The organism is Paraburkholderia sp. DHOC27 (assembly GCF_003429005.1).
In the GTDB taxonomy this organism is placed as follows: domain Bacteria; phylum Pseudomonadota; class Gammaproteobacteria; order Burkholderiales; family Burkholderiaceae; genus Paraburkholderia.
This window is the reverse complement of record NZ_QVQV01000001.1, coordinates 301,190-321,799: the sequence shown is the minus strand read 5'-3', so window position 1 is coordinate 321,799 and position 20,610 is coordinate 301,190. Positions and strand designations below refer to the sequence as shown.

The following is a 20,610-nucleotide window of genomic DNA, read 5'->3' as shown; positions in this document are numbered from 1 at the left end:
CAGCGAACGACTGAAGAACTCAACCTTGCGCACGCCAGTGCCACCCCCCGGCAAAACGCGCTAGGATGTCAGTCCGATCGTCAAGCTTCGAAGGAAGGGCCCTCCATGCCGACGCTGCGTGCCGCGAAACTGCTCGCAACCGTAGAAGCGACCCGCCTGCACTCGTGCGAATGCGCGCGCTGGCAACGCTGGGGCCCTTATCTGAGCGAGCGCCAGTGGGGCACGGTGCGCGAGGACTACAGTCCCAACGGCACTGCCTGGGACTACTTCCCGCATGACCATGCCCGCAGCCGTGCGTATCGCTGGGGCGAAGACGGCATTGCTGGGTTTGGCGACGACAAGCTCAGCTGGTGCGTGTCGCTGGCGCTGTGGAATCGCAACGATCCCATTCTCAAGGAACGCCTGTTCGGCCTCACCAACTCGCAGGGCAATCACGGCGAGGACGTCAAGGAGCTGTACTTTTACGTCGACGGCACGCCCACGCATTCTTATATGCGGATGCTGTACAAGTATCCGCACGCTGCCTATCCGTATGACGATCTGGTCCAGGAGAACGCGCGGCGCAGCGCCGAGATGCCTGAGTACGAGGTGCTCGATACCGGCGTGTTCGACGACGACCGCTATTTCGATGTGCAGGTCGAATACGCGAAGCACACGCCCGAAGACATCGTGATGCGCGTCACCGTCGAAAATCGTGCGGACCGTGCGGCGTCCATTGACGTGTTGCCGCAGATCTGGGCGCGCAATACATGGTCGTGGAATGCCTGCAAGGACCGGCCGTCCCTCAAGCTGCGGATGGATCGCAGGCCGCATCTGGTGGGCACCCAGCACGGGCATGACCCGATCATCGTAACCGCGTGGTCCGACGACGCGCCGTCAGTGGAATGGCTGTTCTGCGAAAACGACACCAACGTCAAGCGCCTCTTCAATATGGACGGCGAAGGGCCGTTCAAGGACGGCTTCGACGATTACCTCGTGCGCGGTGACGCGGACGCCATTCGGCACGATTCTGGCAGTAAGGCAGGCGCACACGTGGCGCTGGAACTCGAAGCATATGGGCGCGCAGTGGTTTATCTGCGCTGGCATCCGGGCTCCGCACCGGACGAAGTGCCGCTGGATGCGGAGGCATTGTTCACGCGCCGCATCGCTGAAGCCGATGCATTCTATGCGGCGTTGCAACACGACATGCCCGACCCCGACGCGCGGCTCGTGCAGCGTCAGGCGCTCGCCGGCATGCTGTGGTCGAAGCAGTACTACCAGTTCGACGTGCATCGCTGGATGGACGGCGACCCCGCCCAGCCGACGCCGGCCGCGAGCCGCAAGCAGGGGCGCAACGCGGATTGGCGCCATCTGTGCAATGCGGACATCGTGTCGATGCCCGATAAGTGGGAATACCCGTGGTACGCGTCATGGGACCTGGCCTTCCACGCGGCCGCGTTCGCGCTGATCGATCCGGAGTTCGCCAAGCGTCAATTGCTGCTGCTGGTGAAGGACCGCTATCAGCATCCCAATGGTCAATTGCCCGCGTATGAGTGGGCGTTCAGCGACGCCAATCCGCCGGTGCATGCGTGGGCGGCGTGGCGCGTCTATGAAATCGATCGCGCGCTCACGGGCAAGGGCGACCGCGATTTCCTGGAACTGGTGTTCCACAAGCTGCTGCTGAATTTCTCGTGGTGGGTGAACCGCAAGGACGCCGACGGCCACAACATTTTCCAGGGCGGTTTCCTCGGGCTGGACAACATTGGCATCTTCGACCGCTCGTCGCCATTGCCCACCGGCGGCCATATCGACCAGGCCGACGGCACCGCGTGGATGGCGGCCTATGCGCTCGACCTCATGCGTATTGCGCTGGAACTCGCGTTCGACAATCACGTGTTCGTGGATATCGCCGTGAAGTTCTTCGAGCACTTCCTGTACATCGCGGAGGCCGTGAGTTGCGACGACGGTTGCGAAACCGGCCTGTGGGATACGCCCGACGAGTTCTTCTACGACAAGCTGCGCCTGCCGGATGGCTCGAACGTGCCGATGCGTTTGCGCTCCATTGTCGGGCTCATTCCGCTTTTTGCGGTGCATGTGCTCGAAGAGCGCCTGCATGATTCGCTGCCCGGATTGCGTCATCGGCTCACGTGGTTCCTCGAGCATCGCCCCGATCTCGCCAAGCTGGTGTCGCGCTGGAACGAACCGGGCAAGGGCAATAACCTGTTGCTCTCGCTGCTGCGTGGGCATCGCATGAAGGCATTGTTGCGGCGTGCCCTCGACGAGGCAGAATTTCTTTCCGATCATGGCATCCGCGCACTCTCACGCGTGCATCTGGATGAGCCGTTCGTGTTCCATCACAACGGCGACAGCTTTACGGTTAAGTACCTGCCGGCCGAGTCGGATTCGCGTGTGTTCGGCGGCAATTCGAACTGGCGCGGGCCGATCTGGATGCCGGTCAATTATCTATTGATCGAATCGCTCTATGAATTTCACCGCTATTACGGCGATGATTTCCGCGTGGAGTATCCCACTGGCTCCGGCGAACACTTTTCGCTCAGCGAAATTGCCGACCGCCTCGGGCAACGCGCGACCACGCTGTTCCTGAAGGACAGCAATGGCGAACGTCCAGTGATGGGCGCGTATCCGCAACTGCAGGCGGACCCGCGTTCGCGCGATCTCGTGCTGTTCCATGAGTATTTCCACGGCGATTCGGGCCGTGGCGTAGGGGCGTCTCATCAGACCGGCTGGACCGGACTCGTGGCGCTGTTGCTGCAGCCACGCGTGCTGGGTGAAACAGGCGTGGTGCCCGCGACGGACGAAACCGAAGCGGCGCTCGCGACGAAGTAGCGGCTGCTTGTGGCTGTTTGTGGCTGCGCATCGGCGCATTACAGAATCCCTGCATCCCGACGATTCGCGACTGTTTTTGAACTGTGCGGCGGCGGGCCTGGTCTTTTATGTAGTGCCACGTCGTTCCATTGGCGTCCGTTAGTTTTCTTTCGTTCTTCCAGCAAAGTGAACCCCATGCCGACCAACCCGAACGCACCCGATTCCTCCGCCAGCACCAAGCTGGATTCCCATCCCACGGCGCCCGCGTCGTCTGCGTCGTCCGCGCCGGCGGGCAAGCGGCCCGCGCCGCCGTGCACGCTGGTTATCTTCGGCGCAGGGGGCGACCTCACCAAGCGTCTGCTGATGCCGGCGCTCTACAACCTGACCGTGGACGGCCTGCTCGATCCGCAGATGAAGATCATCGGCGTGAATCATGGCGAGCAGGAAACCAGCGCGTGGCGCGACGATCTCTCCAAGGCATTGCAGCAATTCGCCGCCGACAAGGCCAGCACCTTCCACACCGCCAAGCTCGATGAGAAAGCGTGGGACTCGCTCGCGCAGCGCCTCGAATACATGGCGGGCGAGTTCGAGAGCGAGGACACGTTTTCGAAACTCAAGCAAAAACTGGAGAACACGCCGGACGGCAACGTGGTGTTCTATCTCGCAGTGACGTCGCGCTTCTTCAAGCCGATCTCCGAGCACCTCGGCAAGTCCGGTTTGCTGAAAGAGGGCGAGGACGGCAAGGGCTTTCGCCGGCTGGTGATCGAGAAGCCGTTCGGCACGGACCTGGCTTCGGCGCGCGATCTGAACGAACACATCCTCACGTATGCGAACGAAGAGCAGATCTATCGCATCGACCACTTCCTCGGCAAGGACACGGTGCAAAGCATCATGGCGGTGCGCTTCGCCAATGCGTTGTTCGAGCCGGTATGGCGGCGCGAGTACATCGAAAGCGTGCAGATCACGGCGGCGGAAACGCTCGGCGTGGAAGGGCGCGGCGGGTTCTACGAACAGACCGGCGCGTTTCGCGACATGCTGCCGAATCACCTGTTCCAGTTGCTGGGCATGGTGGCCATGGAGCCGCCCAATTCCTTCGATGCCAAAGCCGTGCGCGACAAGAAGGCCGATATCTTCGATGCCATCCAGCCGCTAAAGATGGATGACGTGGTGTTCGGTCAGTACGAGAAGGGGCCGGCGGGACAGGGCTATCGTCAGGAGCCGAACGTGGCGCCGGACAGCAAGACCGAGACGTACGCTGCTGCGCGCGTGTTTATCGAAAACTGGCGCTGGGCCGGCGTGCCGTTTTATCTGCGCACCGGCAAGCGCCTGGCCGCGCGCCGCACGGAAATTGCCGTGCAACTCAAGGCGGTGCCGTTCCGCATGTTCCGCGATACGCCCGTGGATGCCTTGACGCCCAACGTGCTGACCCTGCGTATCGATCCGACGCACGGCACCAGTTTCGATTTCAACGTGAAGACGCCCGGCCCCGTGATGCAGATCGGCGCGGTGCAGTCCGCCTTCAACTACAACGATTTTTTCGCAGAGAGCCCGAACGTGGGCTACGAAACGCTGCTTTACGATTGCATGCTCGGCGACGAGACGCTGTTCCAGCGTGCCGACAGCATCGAGACGAGCTGGGCCGCCGTGGACGACGTGCTGCATCCGAAGGGCGATCCGGTGCCGGTGCATGGCTATCCGGCGGGCAGCGAGGGCCCGGCTGAAGCGGATGCCCTGCTGGCGCGCGACGGCCACACCTGGCGGCCTTTGCAACGCGACGCGGACAAGAAGTAGAACCTGGGTCATCGGGACACCGAATCACTCCATCACCGGTATACCGGCACATGAAAAGGGGACCAACGTGGCGACACGCAAAAGCACTGTGAAGAGCGCAACAAAAGCGGGCCCGAAACGAAGCGCGGCGACGGTTGCGAAGTCGGGCGCAAAGGCGGCCGCTGATTCAGCGAAGGCGGCCAAGAAAGTGACCGGCAAGCTGGCCACGCAGTTGGCCAACAAGTCCGTCACCAAGCCCAGCGCCAAACGCGCGGGCCATTCCGGCGGCGCAGAGCGGATTCTTGCCGTCGACGTGGGCGGCACGGGCCTGAAGGCGGCTGTCATCGACGGCAACGGCAAGATGTTGACGGAGCGGTTGCGCGTGGCTACACCGCATCCGTGCACGCCGGATCAACTGGTGGACGAACTCGTGAAGCTGGTCGAGCCGCTCATGGCGGAGCATCCGGCCACGCGCATTTCCATCGGCTTTCCTGGCGTGGTCCGCAATAACCGTGTGCTGACGGCGCCGCACTTCGGCATCGAAGGCTGGCATGACGTACCGATTGCCGAGTCGCTGGCAACGCGCCTCGGCGGCTTGCCGGTGCGCATGATCAACGACGCGGAAGTGCAGGGTTTCGCGGCCATCGAAGGACACGGTATCGAATTCGTGCTGACGCTCGGCACGGGCGCGGGCACCGCGCTCTTTCGCGACGGCGAACTGATGCCGCACCTCGAACTCGCGCATCACCCGGTCAGCAAGAATCACGCATACGACGAGTACATTGGCGACGCCGCGCGCATGAAGGCGGGCAACAAACGCTGGAACAAGCGCGTCGAAAAGGTGATCGGCATTCTGGCCTCGCTCGTGAACTACGACAAGCTGTGGATCGGCGGCGGCAATGCCGCGCGTCTCACGTTCAAGCTGCCGGATAACGTCAAGACCGTATCGAACGATGCGGGGATCGAAGGCGGCGCGCGGCTGTGGCATCCGCGCTCGCTGCGCGAAACGCGGCAGTTGCCGGAGGCGACGCAGCGTACGGGTGCGTTCGAATGATGTGAGTCAATAAAGGAAGGGTTCGCGGTTGAGGCGAACCCTTCTTTTCTGAGGCGCGCGTTGATCGCTGTTAATCGAGCGTTATCGCAACGCATCCCCCCATCGATATTCGACGGTCGTATCGTCGAGTTGCGTCTTTAGCTCTTCGTCCAGTTTGAAATCAATCGTGCTGAGCGTGTCCGTCAGTTGATCCGGATGGCTCGCGCCGATGATCGCGGACGTAACCAGCGGGTTCGCCAGCACCCATGCGAGCGACAGTTTCGTCAGCGGCGTGCCGGATTGTTTGGCGATCGCATTCAGCTTGTCGATCGTTTCGAACTCACGCTCATGCCAGTAGCGATCCTGATACGTCTTGCCTGCCGAGCCCACGCTGGCCGTGAAGCGCCCGGAATCCGGCTTGATGTCGTGCCGATGCTTGCCGGTCAGCAGACCGCCCGCAAGCGGGTTGTACGGAATCACGGCGAGTTGTTCTTCGTCCACGAGCGGCAGGAGTTCGCGCTCGATCTGGCGGAATAGCAGGTTGTAGCGCGGCTGCACGGACACGAAGCGGGCCACGCGCAGCACATCCGCACGTCCCAATGCACGCGCAAGCCGATAGGCCAGAAAGTTCGACACGCCGATGTAACGCGCCTTGCCCGAGCGAACGATGACGTCGAGCGCTTCGAGGGTTTCGTCGAGCGGCGTGTCGCGATCGTCGGAGTGCAACTGGTACAGATCGACGTAATCGGTGTCGAGGCGCCGCAATGACGCGTCGATGGCATCGAGCAGGTGTTTGCGCGACGCACCCTGGTCCCACGACGACGGCCCGACTTTCCCCACCGCCTTGGTCGCTACGATGAAGCGGTCGCGCTTGCCTTTCATCCAGCGTCCGACGATTTCCTCGGTACGTCCCGCATGTTCTTCGCCGCCGCCGAGCGGATAAACGTCGGCGGTGTCGATGAAATTCACGCCGGCTTCGACGGCCTTATCGAGGATGCGATGTGAAACGCTTTCTTCGGTCTGCAAGCCAAATGTCATCGTGCCGAGACACAGGCGGGAAACAGTGAGGCCGGTGCGGCCGAACTTGCGGTATTGCATGATGGACTCCGCGTGAGATGAAGATGCCGGGCGTATCGAACGGAAAGCATAGCGCGGATCGACGCAGCACGTCGGCCTCCTCACGCGTGACAGGACGCATGATGTGCTCTAGTCGGACACCACGGCAGTAGCTGGATCGGCGCGTACCGGGGACGTTGCGGGCTCAACGGAATCTGCATCGCGACGCAGGCCATACCGCAGGGCGACCGCTGCCAGGCTAACTGCAGACAGCGTGCCCAGCACGACGAACACTGCGCTTGTCGAAAGCAGGCTGCTTAGCAAGGCGCCGAAGCAGGGCGCGACGAATTGCATGAACATGCCAGTGGATTGCATCGCCGCGCTGGCGCTGGCAACCTGATCCGCGAGCCGCTCGGCAATGAACAGGCGGCATGCAATGCGAAAACGTGCGCCGACAAGTCCCGTCATGAAGAAAGCCAGTGCCAGCAGGCATTCACCTGGCCACAGCGGCAAGCGGAAGATGCCGCCTATGGCGACGAATACACCGGACGTCACGAGCGCCGGGAAAAGCAACGCGCCCAGTTCTGTGCGACGCGCGCTGCGTCCCGTCGGCAACAGACTACCGAGCACGCCGCCAAGTGCGGAACACGACACGACCGTGCCGAGCACGGATTTGGCGAAGCCCTGGTTGCGCAGCATCAACGGAAACTGGTTGTTGACGGCGGCGCCCAGCGCGAAGGAAGTGCCCACGCAGAGCAATAGCGGGACGATCGCGCCGGTGAAGGTGGCGCGTGGGTTTGCAGGTTGGTTGGCCTCTGCGGACGCGGCTTGCGTTGTCGACGCGCCACGTGCCCATGCACCTCGTCCCCGCACATTGGACGCCGCGATCAGCACGATTGCCACGGCGATGAACACGAGCGACACCTGCACCGTTTGATTGTCACCGGCCCATGCGGCCACCAGTCCGCCGGCGGCGGGCGCGCAGATTTTGGCCATGCTCTGCGCCAGATTCAGCAGCCGGAAGGCCCGGCTTTGCTGCGCATCTTCGATGCACGAGGTGACGTAGGTTGTCTCCGCGGGATCCGTGAATCCGAGTGCCGCCGACTTGAGCGCGACCACCGCGAGAAAAGCGGGGAAGTTGCCGATCCACAGCAACGCGGCGGTCGTGAGCAGCGTCAGCGCCAGGGCCGAAACGAGCACACGTGTACTCGCGTGACGTTCGCATACCTTGCTGATCACGCGCGTCAGCAGGATGGGCGGCACGAGCAAGGCCGCGCTCAGCACGACGAGATCGAAGGGCCGCGCGTCGAAGCGGTACGTGGCAAGGTTCAGAATGGCGAGGAAGTTGATCCACCCGCCAATGCTCGCGCAAAAGCTCCCAGCGAGAAACGTATAGAAACGACGATGATCGTTCAGCATGCTCACACTCGGCGTAGAGGAGACAGCAGGTTCTATGGCGACCGGTTGCAGATCAGCAGGGCGCAAAACGCCCTTCGAGCCGGGTCGAATAAAAAATTAGTGATGCTAAGAAATCAGGGCGAAAATAAGGACGAAACAAGGCGAACCCACGACGGTTCGCGAGTTCGAGGCAACTTTGCTAACAGATTGGGACCGCTACTTCAGATGTTGCGGGTGATGCTAGTAATGCGGGTGCAGCGGACGGGACCAGGCGCTAGACCTCCGACGCCTAAAACAATGCAGGCTGCTGCGCGGACACCACGGAAACGACATTGAGTTCGTCGAGCCGCAGGCGTGCCTTGGCGAGATCGTGAAGCAACTGTCTTTGCAACCAGGTTTCAGCGCCACCGCCGAATGCCTTGTCGAGCCGCAAGGCCATTTCGGGCGAGATGCCGGCCTTGCCACTCAACAGGTTGGTCAGCGCCTGACGGCTGACGCCGAGCGCCTGCGCGCCCTCGGTAACGGTGAGGTTGAACCGCTCGAGGCAGTTCTGCCTGACGGTGATGCCTGGATGAATGAAGTCTGAATCTGCCATGAGCCGAACAATATCGGCGAATGGCAGGTTCGTCAACTGACAAGCGCTAGTTGTCACCAAGCGCGCAAAGGGTGCGCTTCATGGTGCGCAGTGCATTTGTCGTTACAGGTAGCTGCACACGTAGTCGAGCGTTTCGATCACGTCGATATCGAAGCGGCTCTTGCCTGGCACCGAAAACGAATCGCCCGCGCTGTAGGTTTTCCATTCGTCGCTGCCGTCGAGACGGATGCGGCATTGGCCGGCCTGCACTTCCATCAATTCCGGCGCGTCGGTGCCGAAATTGAGCGTGCCGGGCAGAATCACGCCGAGCGTTTTGCGCGTGCCGTCGGCAAACAGCACGGTGTGCGAAACACACTTGCCGTCGAAGTAGACGTTGGCGCGTTTGACAACGGAAACCTGATCGAATTGAGTGGCGGCGGTCATGGCGGTCTTCCTCCTGATAGTCGTGATTGATTGCGAGGCCGCCATGATACAGGCTGCGCCAGATCAGCCGTTCTCCGCCAGCAGCGCCTTGATCTTCGCTTCGGTCTCGTCGTAGTCGCCTTCGCCGAAGTGCGTATAAACCACCTGACCTTTCTTGTTGATCAGGTAAAACGCGGGCCAATACTGGTTGTCGTAGGCGTTCCAGGTGGCATTGCTGTTGTCCTGTGCGACAGGGTATGTGATGCCGAAGTGCTTGATGGCAGCCTTGACGTTATCCGTGTTGCGTTCGAACGGATACTCGGGTGTGTGCACGCCCACCACCACCAGCCCCTGATCCTTGTACTTCTGGTTCCAGGATGTCACGTAAGGCAGCACGTGAATGCAGTTGATGCACGTGTAGGTCCAGAAATCCACCAGCACCACCTTGCCGCGCAATTGCTGCATGGTGAGCGGCTCGCTATTGAGCCATTTGTCGATGCCGGTGAATTCCGGCGCGAGGCTGTGATCGCCGGGCTGGATGGCATCGGGTGTGACGGCGGAACTTACCGCCGGGTTGGTGGCGAGCGCAGCAAGCGCGGCGAAGCCGGCCAGCGCGGCCACGGTGGTGGCGAGTTTGAGTCGGGAGAACATTTCAGCGTCCTGTGGAAGGAAAAACAAGAAACGGAGCGCCACCTGCACGCAAGGCGTGCCGCTAGCGGGCATGGCTGTATTGAAACGTCCGTTCGTATCTGGCTTGTGTCGGCGTGGCGGGGCGGGTGCAATGTTTTGTGTCAGGGGAAGCGATAGATACATTGCGATACAAAGCCTCGCGCATAGTGATCTATAAAGCAGCCATTGCTATTGCGGAGTGCACCGTGAGTACTGAAACGACCCAGCTGGAAAATGCGGCTTTGCTGCGCGGTTCCTGCCACTGTGGCAGCGTGACATTCGAAGTCCACACCGCGCTGGTTCCCGCAACGCGCTGCAACTGCAGCTTGTGCCGCCGCAAGGGCGCGCTCATGACGCCGGCCTTCGCGGCCGCCGAGCTGAAGATTCTGAGCGGCGAGGAATCGCTCACGCTGTATCAGTTCAATACGCGCACGGCGAAGCACTACTTCTGCAAGCACTGCGGTATTTATCCGTTCCATCAGACGCGCACGGATCCGCGCATGTGGCGCGCCAACATTGGTTGCCTGGAAGGTATCGACCCGTATACGCTGGAGGCCGGCGTGGCCAATGGCGCCAGTTCATCCGTCGTGGAGGATGCATGAGACGGTTGATGGCGATTCTCGCCTTCGTGGCGGGTGGACTTGCAGCGGAGCTGGCGCACCCCGTGCAGTGTTCGCTGGTCAATGTCAGCAGGGTGCGTTTCAATCGCAGGAGGGATGGGCCGCTTGATGGAAAACACCGACCACGTGCTGATCGTCGATGACGATCGCGGCATTCGTGAACTCATTGCCACTTACCTCGAGAAGAACGGCATGCGCGTTTCGCTGGCCGCCAACGGCCGGCAGATGCGCAGCGTCCTCGAACAGGGTGCGCCCGATCTGATCGTGCTCGATCTGATGCTGCCAGGCGAAGACGGCCTCGTGTTGTGCCGCGAATTGCGGGCGGGCAAGTTTCGCGCGGTGCCGGTGCTGATGCTGACCGCACGCAGCGAGGAAACCGATCGCATCGTCGGGCTGGAGATGGGCGCTGACGACTACCTCGCCAAGCCGTTTGCCGTGCGCGAACTGCTGGCGCGCATCCGCTCGGTGTTGCGTCGCGCGCGTATGCTGCCGCCCGGCATGCAGGTGACGGAAACCGCGTCGATGATCGCCTTTGGCGACTGGCGGCTCGATACCACGGCGCGTCACCTGCTCGACGCGGAGGGCACGATGGTGGCGCTCAGCGGCGCGGAATATCGTCTGCTGCGCGTGTTTCTCGATCATCCACAGCGTGTGCTCACGCGCGATCAACTGCTCAACCTGACCCAGGGCCGCCAGGCCGATCCGTTCGACCGCTCGATCGACCTGCTTGTCAGCCGTCTGCGGCAACGCTTGCAGGACACCGCGCGCGAGCCGCGCTACATCAAGACGCTGCGCAGCGAAGGCTATGTGTTTTCAGCGGCCGTGACGATGAGCGAAGGCGATTCATGAAACTGAAGGCGCTGTTGCGCGGGCCGCGCACGTTGTTCGCACGGCTCGCGCTAATCCTGTTCGTCAGCCTCGCGCTGACGCAATCGCTCTCGGTCTGGCTCACCCGCACGGAGCGCGATCAGACCATGACCAACGTGATGATGGGTTACATCGAACGTGAGGTCACGAGTTCGGTCGCGCTGCTCGATCATCTGCCACCGGATGAGCGCGCCGCGTGGTTGCCGCGGCTGGCGCGACGCACCTACACCTTCGTGCTGGGACCGGGCGCCGCCGGTGGCCCCGTGGATGCGGAGCTCTCGGCGCGTGTCGCGCAATCCATCGCGGAGGGCATCGGCAAACGCTACAAGCTCACGGCCAACAGCGTGACGGGCGACCCTGATCGCCTACAGGTGCATCTGCAACTGAGCGACGGCACGCCGCTCACGATCGACTATCACCCCATGCCCAGCGCGCCGCTGTCGCCGTGGCTGTCGTGGGTGCTGGTGTTGCAACTGGCGGTGCTCGCCGCGTGTTGCTGGCTGGCAGTGCGGCTCGCGACGCGCCCGTTGAGTCAACTGGCGCGCGCCGCCGATACGCTTGGCCCGGACCTGAAGGCGGAGCGGCTGCCTGAAGACGGCCCCGACGAAGTGGCGCGCGCGGCGCGCGCCTTCAATGCCATGCAGGACCGCATCCGGATGTACATGACCGAACGCCTGCAGATTCTCGCGGCCATTTCGCACGATCTGCAAACGCCGATTACGCGCATGCGTTTGCGCGTGGACGTGATGGACGACAGCGCACAGGGCGCAAAACTGCAGCAGGATTTGCAGGAAATGGAAACGATGGTGAAGGAGGGCGTGACCTACGCGCGGACCATGCACGGCGCGACCGAGGCGCCGCTGCGCATCGATCCCGATGCGTTGCTCGAGAGCCTCGTGTTCGATTACGTGGATGCGGGAAAAGACGTGGTGCTGCACGGTCGCATCGAGGCGCCGCTCGTCACGCGTCCGCAGGCGTTGCGGCGCATCGTGGGCAATCTGGTGGACAACGCGCTGAAGTTCGGCGGCGCGGCCGAGATCAGCGTAACGGCTCTCGAGGACAAACAGGTGATGGTTGCCGTGCTCGACCGGGGGCCGGGCATACCAGCTGAATCGCTGGAAGCAGTGTTCGAGCCGTTCGTGCGGCTGGAGGGTTCGCGCAATCGCGGCACCGGTGGTACCGGGCTCGGCCTTGCCATCGCCCGGCAACTGGCTCTGGCGATGGACGCGACGCTCTCACTGCACAATCGGCCCGGCGGCGGCCTCGAAGCGAGGCTCGTGTTGAGGCGCGTCGGTTAGGCGGCTTTGCTACGTCGGCTTTGCTATATCTGCTTTGCTACATCGTTTGCCTTCTCGCACGCGTCGCGTCCGCGACGCCCATCTCGGCAGTCCCCACACTCTGCCTTGGCGCGTTGCGTCGGAAGAAAAAGTAAGTTGACTGCGCGTCGCCGTTTTGTATCCCACTGTATCTACAGCGCCAATCAATACATACGCTTGCACTGGCGCGTTTTGCAGACACAAGCCAGATACGTGCAGCGGTTCTAATACTTTCAAGCCAGATTTCCTGGCTTCGCAAGCGACACACCTGGCTGGACGTTTGCGAAATCAACCCTGTTGAGGTGGAAATCATGAAAGTCATCCAATCGCTGCTCGTCGCTGCTGCTGTTGCGCTCCCCGCGTTGTCGTTCGCTCAATCGAATCAACCGCTCACGCGTGCCGAGGTTCGCGCGCAACTGGTCGAACTAGAAAAAGCGGGCTACAAACCGACCGCCGACGAAACGCACTATCCAGAAGACATCCAGAGCGCCGAGGCGCGCGTTGGCGCGCAGCAGGGCCTCGCTAATACGTCGTACGGGTCGGCCTCCACGGGAACGTTCGCGGCAGGGTCGCGTATCGCCTATGCCGATGTGAGCGGTTTCGGTTCCCTTTACAGCAAGCATTGACCGCCGCCCCGCAAGCCGTCACCCCGGCCGTTTTCGTCACGCGCACTGGCGACGCCGACACCGCACTCGTATCGCTTGTTTTGAGGAGAATCAGCAATGCAGGAACAGATCAATACTCGACGCCGTTTGCTGCTGGGGACGACCGTCGCCGGAATCAGTTTGCTTGAACTGGGCTTGAGCGGACTCGCCAAGGCGCAATCGAATAGCGCCGCAGCCGGCACGCAATCGGCAGGACGGCTGGCTTCGTTCGACGGCATCCGCCAGATCAACGCCGGTACGCTCAACGTGGGTTACGTGGATGCCGGTCCGCAAAACGGGCCAGTGGTGATCCTGCTGCACGGCTGGCCGTACGACATCTACAGCTTCGCGGAAGTCACGCCCATGCTGGCGGCGGCCGGCTACCGGGTGATCGTGCCGTATCTGCGCGGCTATGGATCGACGCGCTTCCTTTCTGCGGACACGCCGCGCAACGGCCAGCAGTCCGTGGTGGCGGTCGACGTCATTGCGCTGATGGATGCCTTGAAGATCGATCAGGCAATTCTGGGCGGCTTCGATTGGGGCGCGCGGACCGTCAACATCGTCGCCGCGCTGTGGCCGCAACGGGTCAAGGCGATGGTGTCGGTGAGCGGCTATCTGATCGGCAATCAGGCGGCCGGCGCCAAGCCGCTGCCGCCGAAGGCCGAGCTGTCGTGGTGGTATCAGTTCTATTTCGCCACGGACCGTGGCGCCGCGGGTTACGACGCAAACCGGCACGACTTCAACGAGTTGATCTGGCGTCTCGCCTCGCCCAAGTGGAATTTCGACGCAGCGACGTTCGAACGTTCAGCCGCGTCGTTCAACAATCCGGACCATGTGGCGGTGGTGATTCACAACTATCGCTGGCGGCTGGGTCTTGCCAAGGGCGAGTCGCAATACGACGGACTCGAAGCGAAGCTGGCCACGGCGCCCACCATTTCGGTGCCGACCATCACGATGGAAGGCGACGCCAACGGTGCGCCGCATCCGGACCCGGCGTCGTACGCGAAGAAGTTTACGGGCAAGTACCAGCACCGCAATATCGACGGCGGCATTGGGCACAATCTGCCTCAGGAAGCGCCGAAGGCGTTTGCCGATGCTGTGCTGGATGTGGCCAGACTTTAGGACCTGGTTTTGGCCGCGGGCTTCGTGGCTGGTTCCGATGGCGCGGCTGGCGCAGCGTGCTAGTCCTGCGCTTCGTGCGTGCCTGGTGAACCTGCCGCGAGCCCCCCATCGCGTTCACGGCTCCACAGTTCGAGCAACGTGCGAGTCTGTTCGCGGACGATCGACTTGAGCAGCTTGGCCTTTTCCGCGTCGATGCTCTTCCAGCCGAGCACCGTCAAGGTCGAGCGATGTGCGACGTGAAAGATCACCAGTTGGCCGTGCAGACTGAAGCTGCGGATCAGGGTGATGGGGTCGTCGGCGGGGCGGCCGGAAATCCGCGCCACCAGGGCCGCGCTGACTTCGTTGATCGGCTCGCGGACGCGGCTGGCCAGAATCTGCGTGGCGCTCTCCGGTTCGTGGCCAGCCTGCTCGCGCGCCATGAAGAGCCGCCGGCCAGGTTTGCTCGCCTTGGCGAAGGCTGCGTCGGCCAGGGTTTCCTGTAAACGGATGAACGCGTCGATCAAGGTCGGCGTGTCGACGTTTTCTCCCAACACTTTTCGCGCGTGTTCGATGGCCGGCTCGAACGTGCGCCATGCGTCGTCGGCCAGTGCTTCGACACACGCCCGATACACCCCTTCCTTATTCTCGAAGTAGTACTGCAGCGCTGGCGCGTTGACGCCGGCTCGCGCGGCAATGTCGCGCGTGGACGCGGCTTCGAAGCCGTGTTCGCCGAACAGTTCGACCGCCGCTTCGATGATCCGGTGGCGCGTTTCGTCGCCACGTGCATAGCCACCTTCTGACGGTCGCCGCAGCTTTTTCGCGGTGCTCATGCCTTCCTCTCCATTACTTCCGCAGAAATATATCACTTGACACAATTTTAGCGACTGGAATAATTGTGCCAACTGGAAATAATTGGATCATCACGATGTCAACCACTGCAGGCTCTCCTTCACGTCCCCTGCCCGGCGGCGACGTACCCGCAACGGGTGCGAAACGCTCGAACCGGCGCACGGTGCTGATCGCATTCGGCATTGTCGCGCTGATCGTCGGCGCAGTCTGGCTGGCGCGCTGGTGGACGGTCGGGCGCTTTATCGAAAGCACCGACGACGCCTATCTGCAAGCCGACAGCGTGACGGTCGCGCCCAAGATCGCCGGTTATGTCACGGACGTTTACGTCGCGGACAACCAGGTGGTCAAGCCGGGCGACCCGCTCGTGCGCCTCGACACCCGCCAATATCAGGTGGCGCTGAATCAGGCGCTGGCCACCATCGACGCGCGCAAGGCCGACATCGAACGTGCTCAGGCGGATATCAAGCAGCAGCAGTCCAACATTGCGCAGGCCGAAGCGCAGCAGCAGGTGGCGAGTGTGAGCGCGCGGCACGCCAGCGACGAGGTACGGCGTTACGCACCGCTCGTCGCGACGGGCGCCGAGAGCAGCGAACACCTGGCCGAGCTGACCAGCACGCGTGACCAGGCCAACGCCACGCTCGCTGCCAATGCGGCGTCGGTCGCGGCGGCACGCTCGCAGATCGGTTCGGCCACTGCGCAACTGACCCAGGCCAAGGCGCAGCTCGAAGCCGCCCAGGCCAGCGCGCAGCAATCGCAACTGGATCTCGACAATACCGTGGTGCGCAGTGTGCTCGGCGGCAAGGTCGGCGACCGTACGGTGCGCGTCGGTCAATACGTGCAGCCCGGCACGCGCATGCTCACCGTGGTGCCGGTGCAAAGCACCTATCTGCTGGCCAATTTCAAGGAAACGCAGGTGGGCCGCATGCGCGTGGGGCAGTCGGTGGAAATGCATGTCGACGCCCTGCCGGGTCATACGCTGCATGGCGTGATCGACAGTTTCTCGCCGGGCACGGGCTCGCAGTTCGCGCTGCTGCCGCCCGAAAACGCCACCGGCAACTTCACGAAGATCGTGCAACGCGTGCCGGTGCGTATCCGCATCGACACGGGCGCGGAAACCCGCAGCGTGCTGTTGCCGGGACTCTCGGTGACGGTGGATGTGGACACGCGCTCGGCGCGTGACCGCGACGCGCGTATCGACGCCGAGAACCAGCGTGGCTGAGCCCAGCGCAACGGCGCCGGCCGTACCGGTAGCACCGACGCCACACGCTGAGGAACGCGCGAGCGTCGGCGACTGGATCGCCGTCGCCGCGGGCGCGCTCGGCGCGTTGATGGCGACGCTCGACATTTCCATCACGAACTCCGCGCTGCCGCAGATCCAGGGTGAAATTGGTGCCACCGGCACCGAGGGCACGTGGATTTCCACCGGCTATCTGATGTCGGAAATCGTCATGATCCCGCTCGCCGCGTGGCTCACGCGCGTGTTCGGCCTGCGCAATTTCCTGCTCACCAACTCGGCGCTGTTCATTGCGTTCTCGATGATGTGCGGCTGGTCGCACACGTTGCCCATGATGATCGCGGGCCGTATCGGTCAGGGCTTCACCGGCGGCGCGCTGATCCCAACCGCGCAGACCATCATCCGCACGCGCCTGCCGCTCTCGCAACTGCCGGTCGGCATGACCATGTTCGGGCTGATCGTGCTGCTCGGGCCGCTGCTAGGACCCGTGGTGGGCGGCTGGCTTGCGGAGAACGTCAGCTGGAGCTGGTGCTTCTTCATGAATCTGCCGGTGTGCCTCGCGCTGATGACGCTGCTGATTCTCGGCTTGCCGTCCGACCGGCCGCACTGGGAAGCGTTTTTCAAGGCGGACTGGCTCGGCATCGTCGGGCTGGCTATCGGTCTGAGTTCGCTCACGGTGGTGCTGGAAGAAGGCCAACGCGAGCGCTGGTTCGAATCGTCGATGATCGTGTCGCTCACAATGGTCTCGGTGTTCGGCATGATCCTGATCGCCGTCTCGCAGATGACCGCGAAGAAGCCCATCGTGCGCCTGAGTTTGATGCGCAATCCGAACTATGCGAGCGTGATCGTGATCGTCTCCGCAGTGGGGGCGGCGCTCTATGGCGTGTCGTATCTGCTGCCGCAGTTTCTCGGCGTGGTGGCGGGCTACAACGCCGAGCAGTCGGGCGCGATCATGCTGCTGTCCGGCCTGCCTGCTTTCATGATCATGCCGGTGCTGCCGCGCCTGCTCGGCAAGGTCGACTTTCGCGTGCTGGTCATCACCGGGCTTTCGATGTACGCCATCAGTTGCATGATCGACATCGACCTGACCGCGCAGAGCGTCGGGCACGACTTCATCTGGTCGCAACTGATACGCGGCACCGCGCAGATGCTGGCGATGATGCCGCTCAATCAGGCGTCGATGGCAGCCGTCTCGCGCGAAGATTCGGGCGATGCCGCGGGCCTCTACAACATGGCACGTAACCTGGGCGGCTCGATGGGTCTGGCGATCATCGGCACCGTGATCGACCGGCGTACCACGTTCCATACCGCGATGATCCGCGAGTCGGTCAGCGCGAATTCGCTGGTCGGGCAGGACAACCTCGCTGCGAACGCAGCGAACTGGTTTGCCCATACCGGCGACATGGCCTACTCGCAGATGCGCGCACTCGCGCAACTCGGCGCGCAGATCCAGCAGCAGGCCATCGTGATGACCTATTCGGAAACCTTCTATCTGCTCGGCATTGCGCTGCTCGCCTGCATCCCGCTCGCGCTGTTTCTGAAAACGCCGCGCAGGGGCGCGCCGCCACCGCCGTCAGCGGGACACTAATGTCTTTCGATCACACCATGATGTTCAACCGTCCCTCGCGTTCCGCGCTGGCCGCCGCGGCGCTGTTTGCCGCGTTGTCAGCCTCGACGTTTCTGTCAGGCTGCACCGTTGGCCCCGATTATCACGGCGCGCCGTCCGTTGCTCAGGATGCGCGCAGCAGCGCGACGTTCGTGCGCACGCCCGCTTCCGGCACGGCGGCTTCGCCCGCGCCCAATCAGTGGTGGCTCGCCTTCAACGATCCGCAACTCAACGACCTCGTCGCCGCCGCGTTTGCCAACAGTCCGGATGTGCACATTGCGCAGGCGCGCTTGCGCGAATCGCGCTCGCAATTGCAGCAGCAACGCGCCAACGAATTGCCGAAAATCTCCGGGGACGCCGCCGCGTTGCGCATGCGCGAGCCCGATTTCGGCGCGCTGGGCAACTCGTCAGGATCGTCCTCGGGCGGCGGCGGACCGTTGCAGCTCTATACCGCGGGCTTCGACGCCTCGTGGGAAATCGACCTGTTCGGCGGCACGCGGCGCGCCATCGAAGCCGCTTCGGCGGATGCTGAAGCGGTGGACGCCGATCTCGCCGACACGCAGGTGTCGCTCGCGGCAGAGGTGGCGCAGACGTATATCGAACTGCGCGACCAGCAGACGCGTTTGCAGATCGCGCAGCACCAGGCCGACACCGAACAGAAGATGCTGACGCTCACGCAGCAGCGCCGCGAGCGCGGCACGGTTGCGGATATCGACGTTGAACGACTCAATACCCAGGTCGAAAACACGCGCGCTACGCTGATGCCGCTCGATGCGCAGGTGGCCGACTCGCTCGACCGCCTCGCCGTGTTGACGGGGCGCACGCCCGGCTCGCTGGATGCACAACTCGCGCAGTCGCAGCCGCTGCCGGTTATGCCGGAGACGGTGGCGGTTGGCGATCCCTCAACGATGTTGCAGCAACGTCCGGACATTCGCGCAGCGGAACGGCGGCTGGCGTCGAGCAATGCGCAGATCGGCGAGCACGTGGCGGACTTCTTTCCGAAGGTGACGTTGCTCGGCGATATCGGTTTCAGCGCAAGCGATCCCGGCCACCTGATCCGCAAGAACAACTTTAGCTGGATCACCGCACCGTATCTGCAATGGAATGTGTTTGATTTCGGCCGCACGCTGGGCAGCGTTCACGCGGCTGAAGCGTCGCGTGATGAGGCCGAGGCGCGTTATACGAAGGCCGTACTCGGCGCGTTGCAGGACGCGAATTCGTCACTCTCGCGTTATGGGCATCAGCGGGACCATGTGGTGACGCTGGAGAAAGTGCAGGCGTCCGCGGTTCACTCGGCCACGCTGATGCGTCAGCGGTACACGGCCGGCGTGGCCACGTTGATCGATCTGCTCGATACGCAGCGCACGGAATTCACCGCGCAACAGGATGTGGTGGCCGGTCAGGCGGAACTGCTGAAGGATTTCGTGTCGTTGCAGAAGAGCCTGGGTCTGGGGTGGCAGACCCAGCAACAGAGTCAACAGGCGCAGCAACAGAGCCCGCAACAAACGCAAACCCCGCAGGGCGCTCAGCCCCAACAAGCAAAGCAGCAGGGCTAGCGAGTGAGGGCGGGCATCTCCCGCCGCCCTTATCTCGCCAGAAAGCCGCTCAACCGCTCCATATCCACATTCCCGCCGCTCACGATCACGCCAACCCGCTTGCCCTGCAACTGCGCTTTCATCTCGCGGGCGGCGGCAAAGCTGAGACAGCCCGTGGGTTCGACGACCATCTTCATGCGCTCGGCGAAGAACCGCATGCAGGCCACCAGTTGATCGTCCGTGACGGTGAGGATGTCGTCCACGTCCCGCTTGATGATGGGGAACGTGTATTGCCCCAGGTGCTGGGTCTGCGCGCCATCGGCGATGGTCTTCGGCGTGTCGATGTGCACGATCGAGCCTGAACGGAACGACTGCTGCCCATCGTTGCCGGCCTCCGGTTCCACGCCGTAGATCTTGCAGTCCGGCGCCAGTTCGCGAGCGGCGAGCGCCGAGCCCGACAGCAAGCCACCACCGCCGAGGCAGACGAACAACGCGTCGAGCGGCCCTACTTCATCGAACAGTTCCATCGCCGCCGTACCCTGACCTGCAAGCACGTCCGGATGATCGTACGGCGGAATCAAGGTCATGCCATGCTTCTCGGCCAGGTTGCGGCCAATCTCTTCGCGGTCTTCGGTGTAGCGGTCGTACGTCAATACGTTGCCGCCGTAGCCTTTGGTCGCCGCGACTTTGGCGGCGGGCGCGTCGAGCGGCATCACGATGGTGGCGGGAATGCCCAGCAGCTTCGCCGATAGCGCGATGGCCTGCGCATGATTGCCGGACGAGAACGTCACCACGCCCGCGGCCCGCTGACGCTCGTCGAATTTCGACAGCGCGTTCATCGCGCCGCGAAACTTGAACGCGCCCATGCGCTGGTAGTTTTCGCACTTGAAGAATAGCTCCGCGCCCATCTGTTCGTTGGCGGTGCGCGAGGTCAGAACCGGCGTGCGGTTCGCGTGGCCTTCGATGCGTTGTGCTGCGGCGGCGACGTCCTGAAAAGTCGGAAGATTCAGCATGATGGGTCCGTCAAAGGTGGGATGTTTTGGGTGATGCGTGAATGGACTCAAGGGGCGGCAAAGCAACACGCCCAGGTTTAGCGGTTCACGCGGGGAC

Annotated in this window: 18 protein-coding genes; 11 read left to right on the top strand and 7 right to left on the bottom strand. The window is 62.9% G+C overall.

The window, feature by feature from the left end; genetic code table 11:
• Positions 1-105 precede the first annotated feature (105 nt).
• The 3 genes from D0B32_RS01385 (at position 106) to D0B32_RS01375 (ending at position 5,629) form a co-directional block, all read left to right on the top strand.
• Entirely contained in the window at positions 106-2,826 is a 2,721-nt protein-coding gene (locus D0B32_RS01385) for an MGH1-like glycoside hydrolase domain-containing protein (protein ID WP_259294849.1), read from the top strand.
• Between the two features lie 174 nt (positions 2,827-3,000).
• On the top strand, positions 3,001-4,596 hold the full coding sequence (gene zwf, locus D0B32_RS01380; RefSeq protein ID WP_117331886.1) for a glucose-6-phosphate dehydrogenase: 1,596 nt from the start codon (positions 3,001-3,003) through the stop codon (positions 4,594-4,596).
• A 211-nt stretch (positions 4,597-4,807) separates the two neighbouring features.
• Positions 4,808-5,629, top strand: coding sequence for an ROK family protein (locus D0B32_RS01375; RefSeq protein WP_259294919.1), 822 nt, complete (start codon positions 4,808-4,810; stop codon positions 5,627-5,629).
• An 81-nt stretch (positions 5,630-5,710) separates the two neighbouring features.
• On the opposite strand, the gene D0B32_RS01370 is transcribed toward D0B32_RS01375, so the two are convergent.
• From D0B32_RS01370 to D0B32_RS01350, 5 genes are all read right to left on the bottom strand, one after another.
• Positions 5,711-6,706 carry an aldo/keto reductase gene (locus D0B32_RS01370; RefSeq protein WP_117331885.1) on the bottom strand — a complete coding sequence of 332 codons (996 nt, stop codon included), beginning with the start codon at positions 6,704-6,706 and terminating at the stop codon, positions 5,711-5,713.
• Between the two features lie 108 nt (positions 6,707-6,814).
• Positions 6,815-8,083: an MFS transporter gene (locus D0B32_RS01365; RefSeq protein WP_117331884.1), complete on the bottom strand. Its 1,269-nt coding sequence runs from the start codon at positions 8,081-8,083 to the stop codon at positions 6,815-6,817.
• A gap of 268 nt (positions 8,084-8,351) precedes the next feature.
• Positions 8,352-8,657 (bottom strand): HigA family addiction module antitoxin, encoded by a 306-nt coding sequence (locus D0B32_RS01360; RefSeq protein ID WP_117331883.1) that lies wholly within the window; start codon positions 8,655-8,657, stop codon positions 8,352-8,354.
• Positions 8,658-8,759: 102 nt separating this feature from the next.
• A complete protein-coding gene (locus tag D0B32_RS01355; protein ID WP_117331882.1) occupies positions 8,760-9,080 on the bottom strand; it encodes a pyrimidine/purine nucleoside phosphorylase in 321 nt (106 codons plus the stop codon).
• A 63-nt stretch (positions 9,081-9,143) separates the two neighbouring features.
• A complete protein-coding gene (locus D0B32_RS01350) occupies positions 9,144-9,710 on the bottom strand; it encodes a thioredoxin family protein (protein ID WP_117333409.1) in 567 nt (188 codons plus the stop codon).
• A gap of 224 nt (positions 9,711-9,934) precedes the next feature.
• Here D0B32_RS01350 and D0B32_RS01345 point away from each other — a divergent pair, with 224 nt between their 5' ends.
• The 5 genes from D0B32_RS01345 to D0B32_RS01325 all read left to right on the top strand — a co-directional run bounded on the left by D0B32_RS01345 (position 9,935) and on the right by D0B32_RS01325 (position 14,297).
• Positions 9,935-10,330 carry a GFA family protein gene (locus D0B32_RS01345; RefSeq protein ID WP_259294848.1) on the top strand — a complete coding sequence of 132 codons (396 nt, stop codon included), beginning with the start codon at positions 9,935-9,937 and terminating at the stop codon, positions 10,328-10,330.
• A gap of 126 nt (positions 10,331-10,456) precedes the next feature.
• Complete coding sequence (locus D0B32_RS01340) at positions 10,457-11,197, top strand: response regulator (protein ID WP_117331881.1); 741 nt, start codon at positions 10,457-10,459, stop codon at positions 11,195-11,197.
• Complete coding sequence (locus D0B32_RS01335) at positions 11,194-12,513, top strand: ATP-binding protein (protein ID WP_117331880.1); 1,320 nt, start codon at positions 11,194-11,196, stop codon at positions 12,511-12,513. The genes D0B32_RS01340 and D0B32_RS01335 overlap by 4 nt, the downstream gene beginning before the upstream one ends.
• A 329-nt stretch (positions 12,514-12,842) precedes the next feature.
• Positions 12,843-13,157, top strand: coding sequence for a DUF4148 domain-containing protein (locus tag D0B32_RS01330; protein ID WP_117331879.1), 315 nt, complete (start codon positions 12,843-12,845; stop codon positions 13,155-13,157).
• 96 nt (positions 13,158-13,253) lie between these two features.
• Entirely contained in the window at positions 13,254-14,297 is a 1,044-nt protein-coding gene (locus D0B32_RS01325; protein WP_117331878.1) for an alpha/beta fold hydrolase, read from the top strand.
• A 59-nt stretch (positions 14,298-14,356) separates the two neighbouring features.
• Here D0B32_RS01325 and D0B32_RS01320 read toward each other — a convergent pair whose 3' ends face one another.
• Complete coding sequence (locus D0B32_RS01320; protein ID WP_117331877.1) at positions 14,357-15,106, bottom strand: CerR family C-terminal domain-containing protein; 750 nt, start codon at positions 15,104-15,106, stop codon at positions 14,357-14,359.
• A 95-nt stretch (positions 15,107-15,201) separates the two neighbouring features.
• Between D0B32_RS01320 and D0B32_RS01315 the strand changes: the two genes are divergently transcribed.
• Genes D0B32_RS01315 through D0B32_RS01305 form a run of 3 tightly spaced genes read left to right on the top strand, consistent with a single transcriptional unit; the run spans position 15,202 to position 19,521 of the window.
• Complete coding sequence (locus tag D0B32_RS01315) at positions 15,202-16,344, top strand: HlyD family secretion protein (protein ID WP_259294847.1); 1,143 nt, start codon at positions 15,202-15,204, stop codon at positions 16,342-16,344.
• On the top strand, positions 16,337-17,947 hold the full coding sequence (locus tag D0B32_RS01310) for an MDR family MFS transporter (protein WP_117333407.1): 1,611 nt from the start codon (positions 16,337-16,339) through the stop codon (positions 17,945-17,947). Before D0B32_RS01315 ends, D0B32_RS01310 begins: the two co-directional genes overlap by 8 nt.
• Entirely contained in the window at positions 17,947-19,521 is a 1,575-nt protein-coding gene (locus D0B32_RS01305; RefSeq protein WP_404935510.1) for an efflux transporter outer membrane subunit, read from the top strand. Before D0B32_RS01310 ends, D0B32_RS01305 begins: the two co-directional genes overlap by 1 nt.
• Positions 19,522-19,550: 29 nt before the next feature.
• Here the strand turns inward: D0B32_RS01305 and D0B32_RS01300 are convergent, their stop codons facing one another.
• The gene (locus D0B32_RS01300) at positions 19,551-20,513 is read right to left on the bottom strand and encodes a threo-3-hydroxy-L-aspartate ammonia-lyase (protein ID WP_117331876.1); all 963 of its coding nucleotides are present in this window, start codon (positions 20,511-20,513) and stop codon (positions 19,551-19,553) included.
• Positions 20,514-20,610: the final 97 nt, after the last annotated feature.

Coding starts and splice junctions, on each gene's coding strand:
- D0B32_RS01385 (WP_259294849.1), top strand. CDS start 106: ATGCCGACGCTGCGTGCCGCGAAACTGCTCGCAACCGTAGAAGCGACC.
- zwf (WP_117331886.1), top strand. CDS start 3,001: ATGCCGACCAACCCGAACGCACCCGATTCCTCCGCCAGCACCAAGCTG.
- D0B32_RS01370 (WP_117331885.1), bottom strand. CDS start 6,706: ATGCAATACCGCAAGTTCGGCCGCACCGGCCTCACTGTTTCCCGCCTG.
- D0B32_RS01365 (WP_117331884.1), bottom strand. CDS start 8,083: ATGCTGAACGATCATCGTCGTTTCTATACGTTTCTCGCTGGGAGCTTT.
- D0B32_RS01360 (WP_117331883.1), bottom strand. CDS start 8,657: ATGGCAGATTCAGACTTCATTCATCCAGGCATCACCGTCAGGCAGAAC.
- D0B32_RS01355 (WP_117331882.1), bottom strand. CDS start 9,080: ATGACCGCCGCCACTCAATTCGATCAGGTTTCCGTTGTCAAACGCGCC.
- D0B32_RS01350 (WP_117333409.1), bottom strand. CDS start 9,710: ATGTTCTCCCGACTCAAACTCGCCACCACCGTGGCCGCGCTGGCCGGC.
- D0B32_RS01340 (WP_117331881.1), top strand. CDS start 10,457: ATGGAAAACACCGACCACGTGCTGATCGTCGATGACGATCGCGGCATT.
- D0B32_RS01335 (WP_117331880.1), top strand. CDS start 11,194: ATGAAACTGAAGGCGCTGTTGCGCGGGCCGCGCACGTTGTTCGCACGG.
- D0B32_RS01330 (WP_117331879.1), top strand. CDS start 12,843: ATGAAAGTCATCCAATCGCTGCTCGTCGCTGCTGCTGTTGCGCTCCCC.
- D0B32_RS01325 (WP_117331878.1), top strand. CDS start 13,254: ATGCAGGAACAGATCAATACTCGACGCCGTTTGCTGCTGGGGACGACC.
- D0B32_RS01320 (WP_117331877.1), bottom strand. CDS start 15,106: ATGAGCACCGCGAAAAAGCTGCGGCGACCGTCAGAAGGTGGCTATGCA.
- D0B32_RS01315 (WP_259294847.1), top strand. CDS start 15,202: ATGTCAACCACTGCAGGCTCTCCTTCACGTCCCCTGCCCGGCGGCGAC.
- D0B32_RS01305 (WP_404935510.1), top strand. CDS start 17,947: ATGTCTTTCGATCACACCATGATGTTCAACCGTCCCTCGCGTTCCGCG.
- D0B32_RS01300 (WP_117331876.1), bottom strand. CDS start 20,513: ATGCTGAATCTTCCGACTTTTCAGGACGTCGCCGCCGCAGCACAACGC.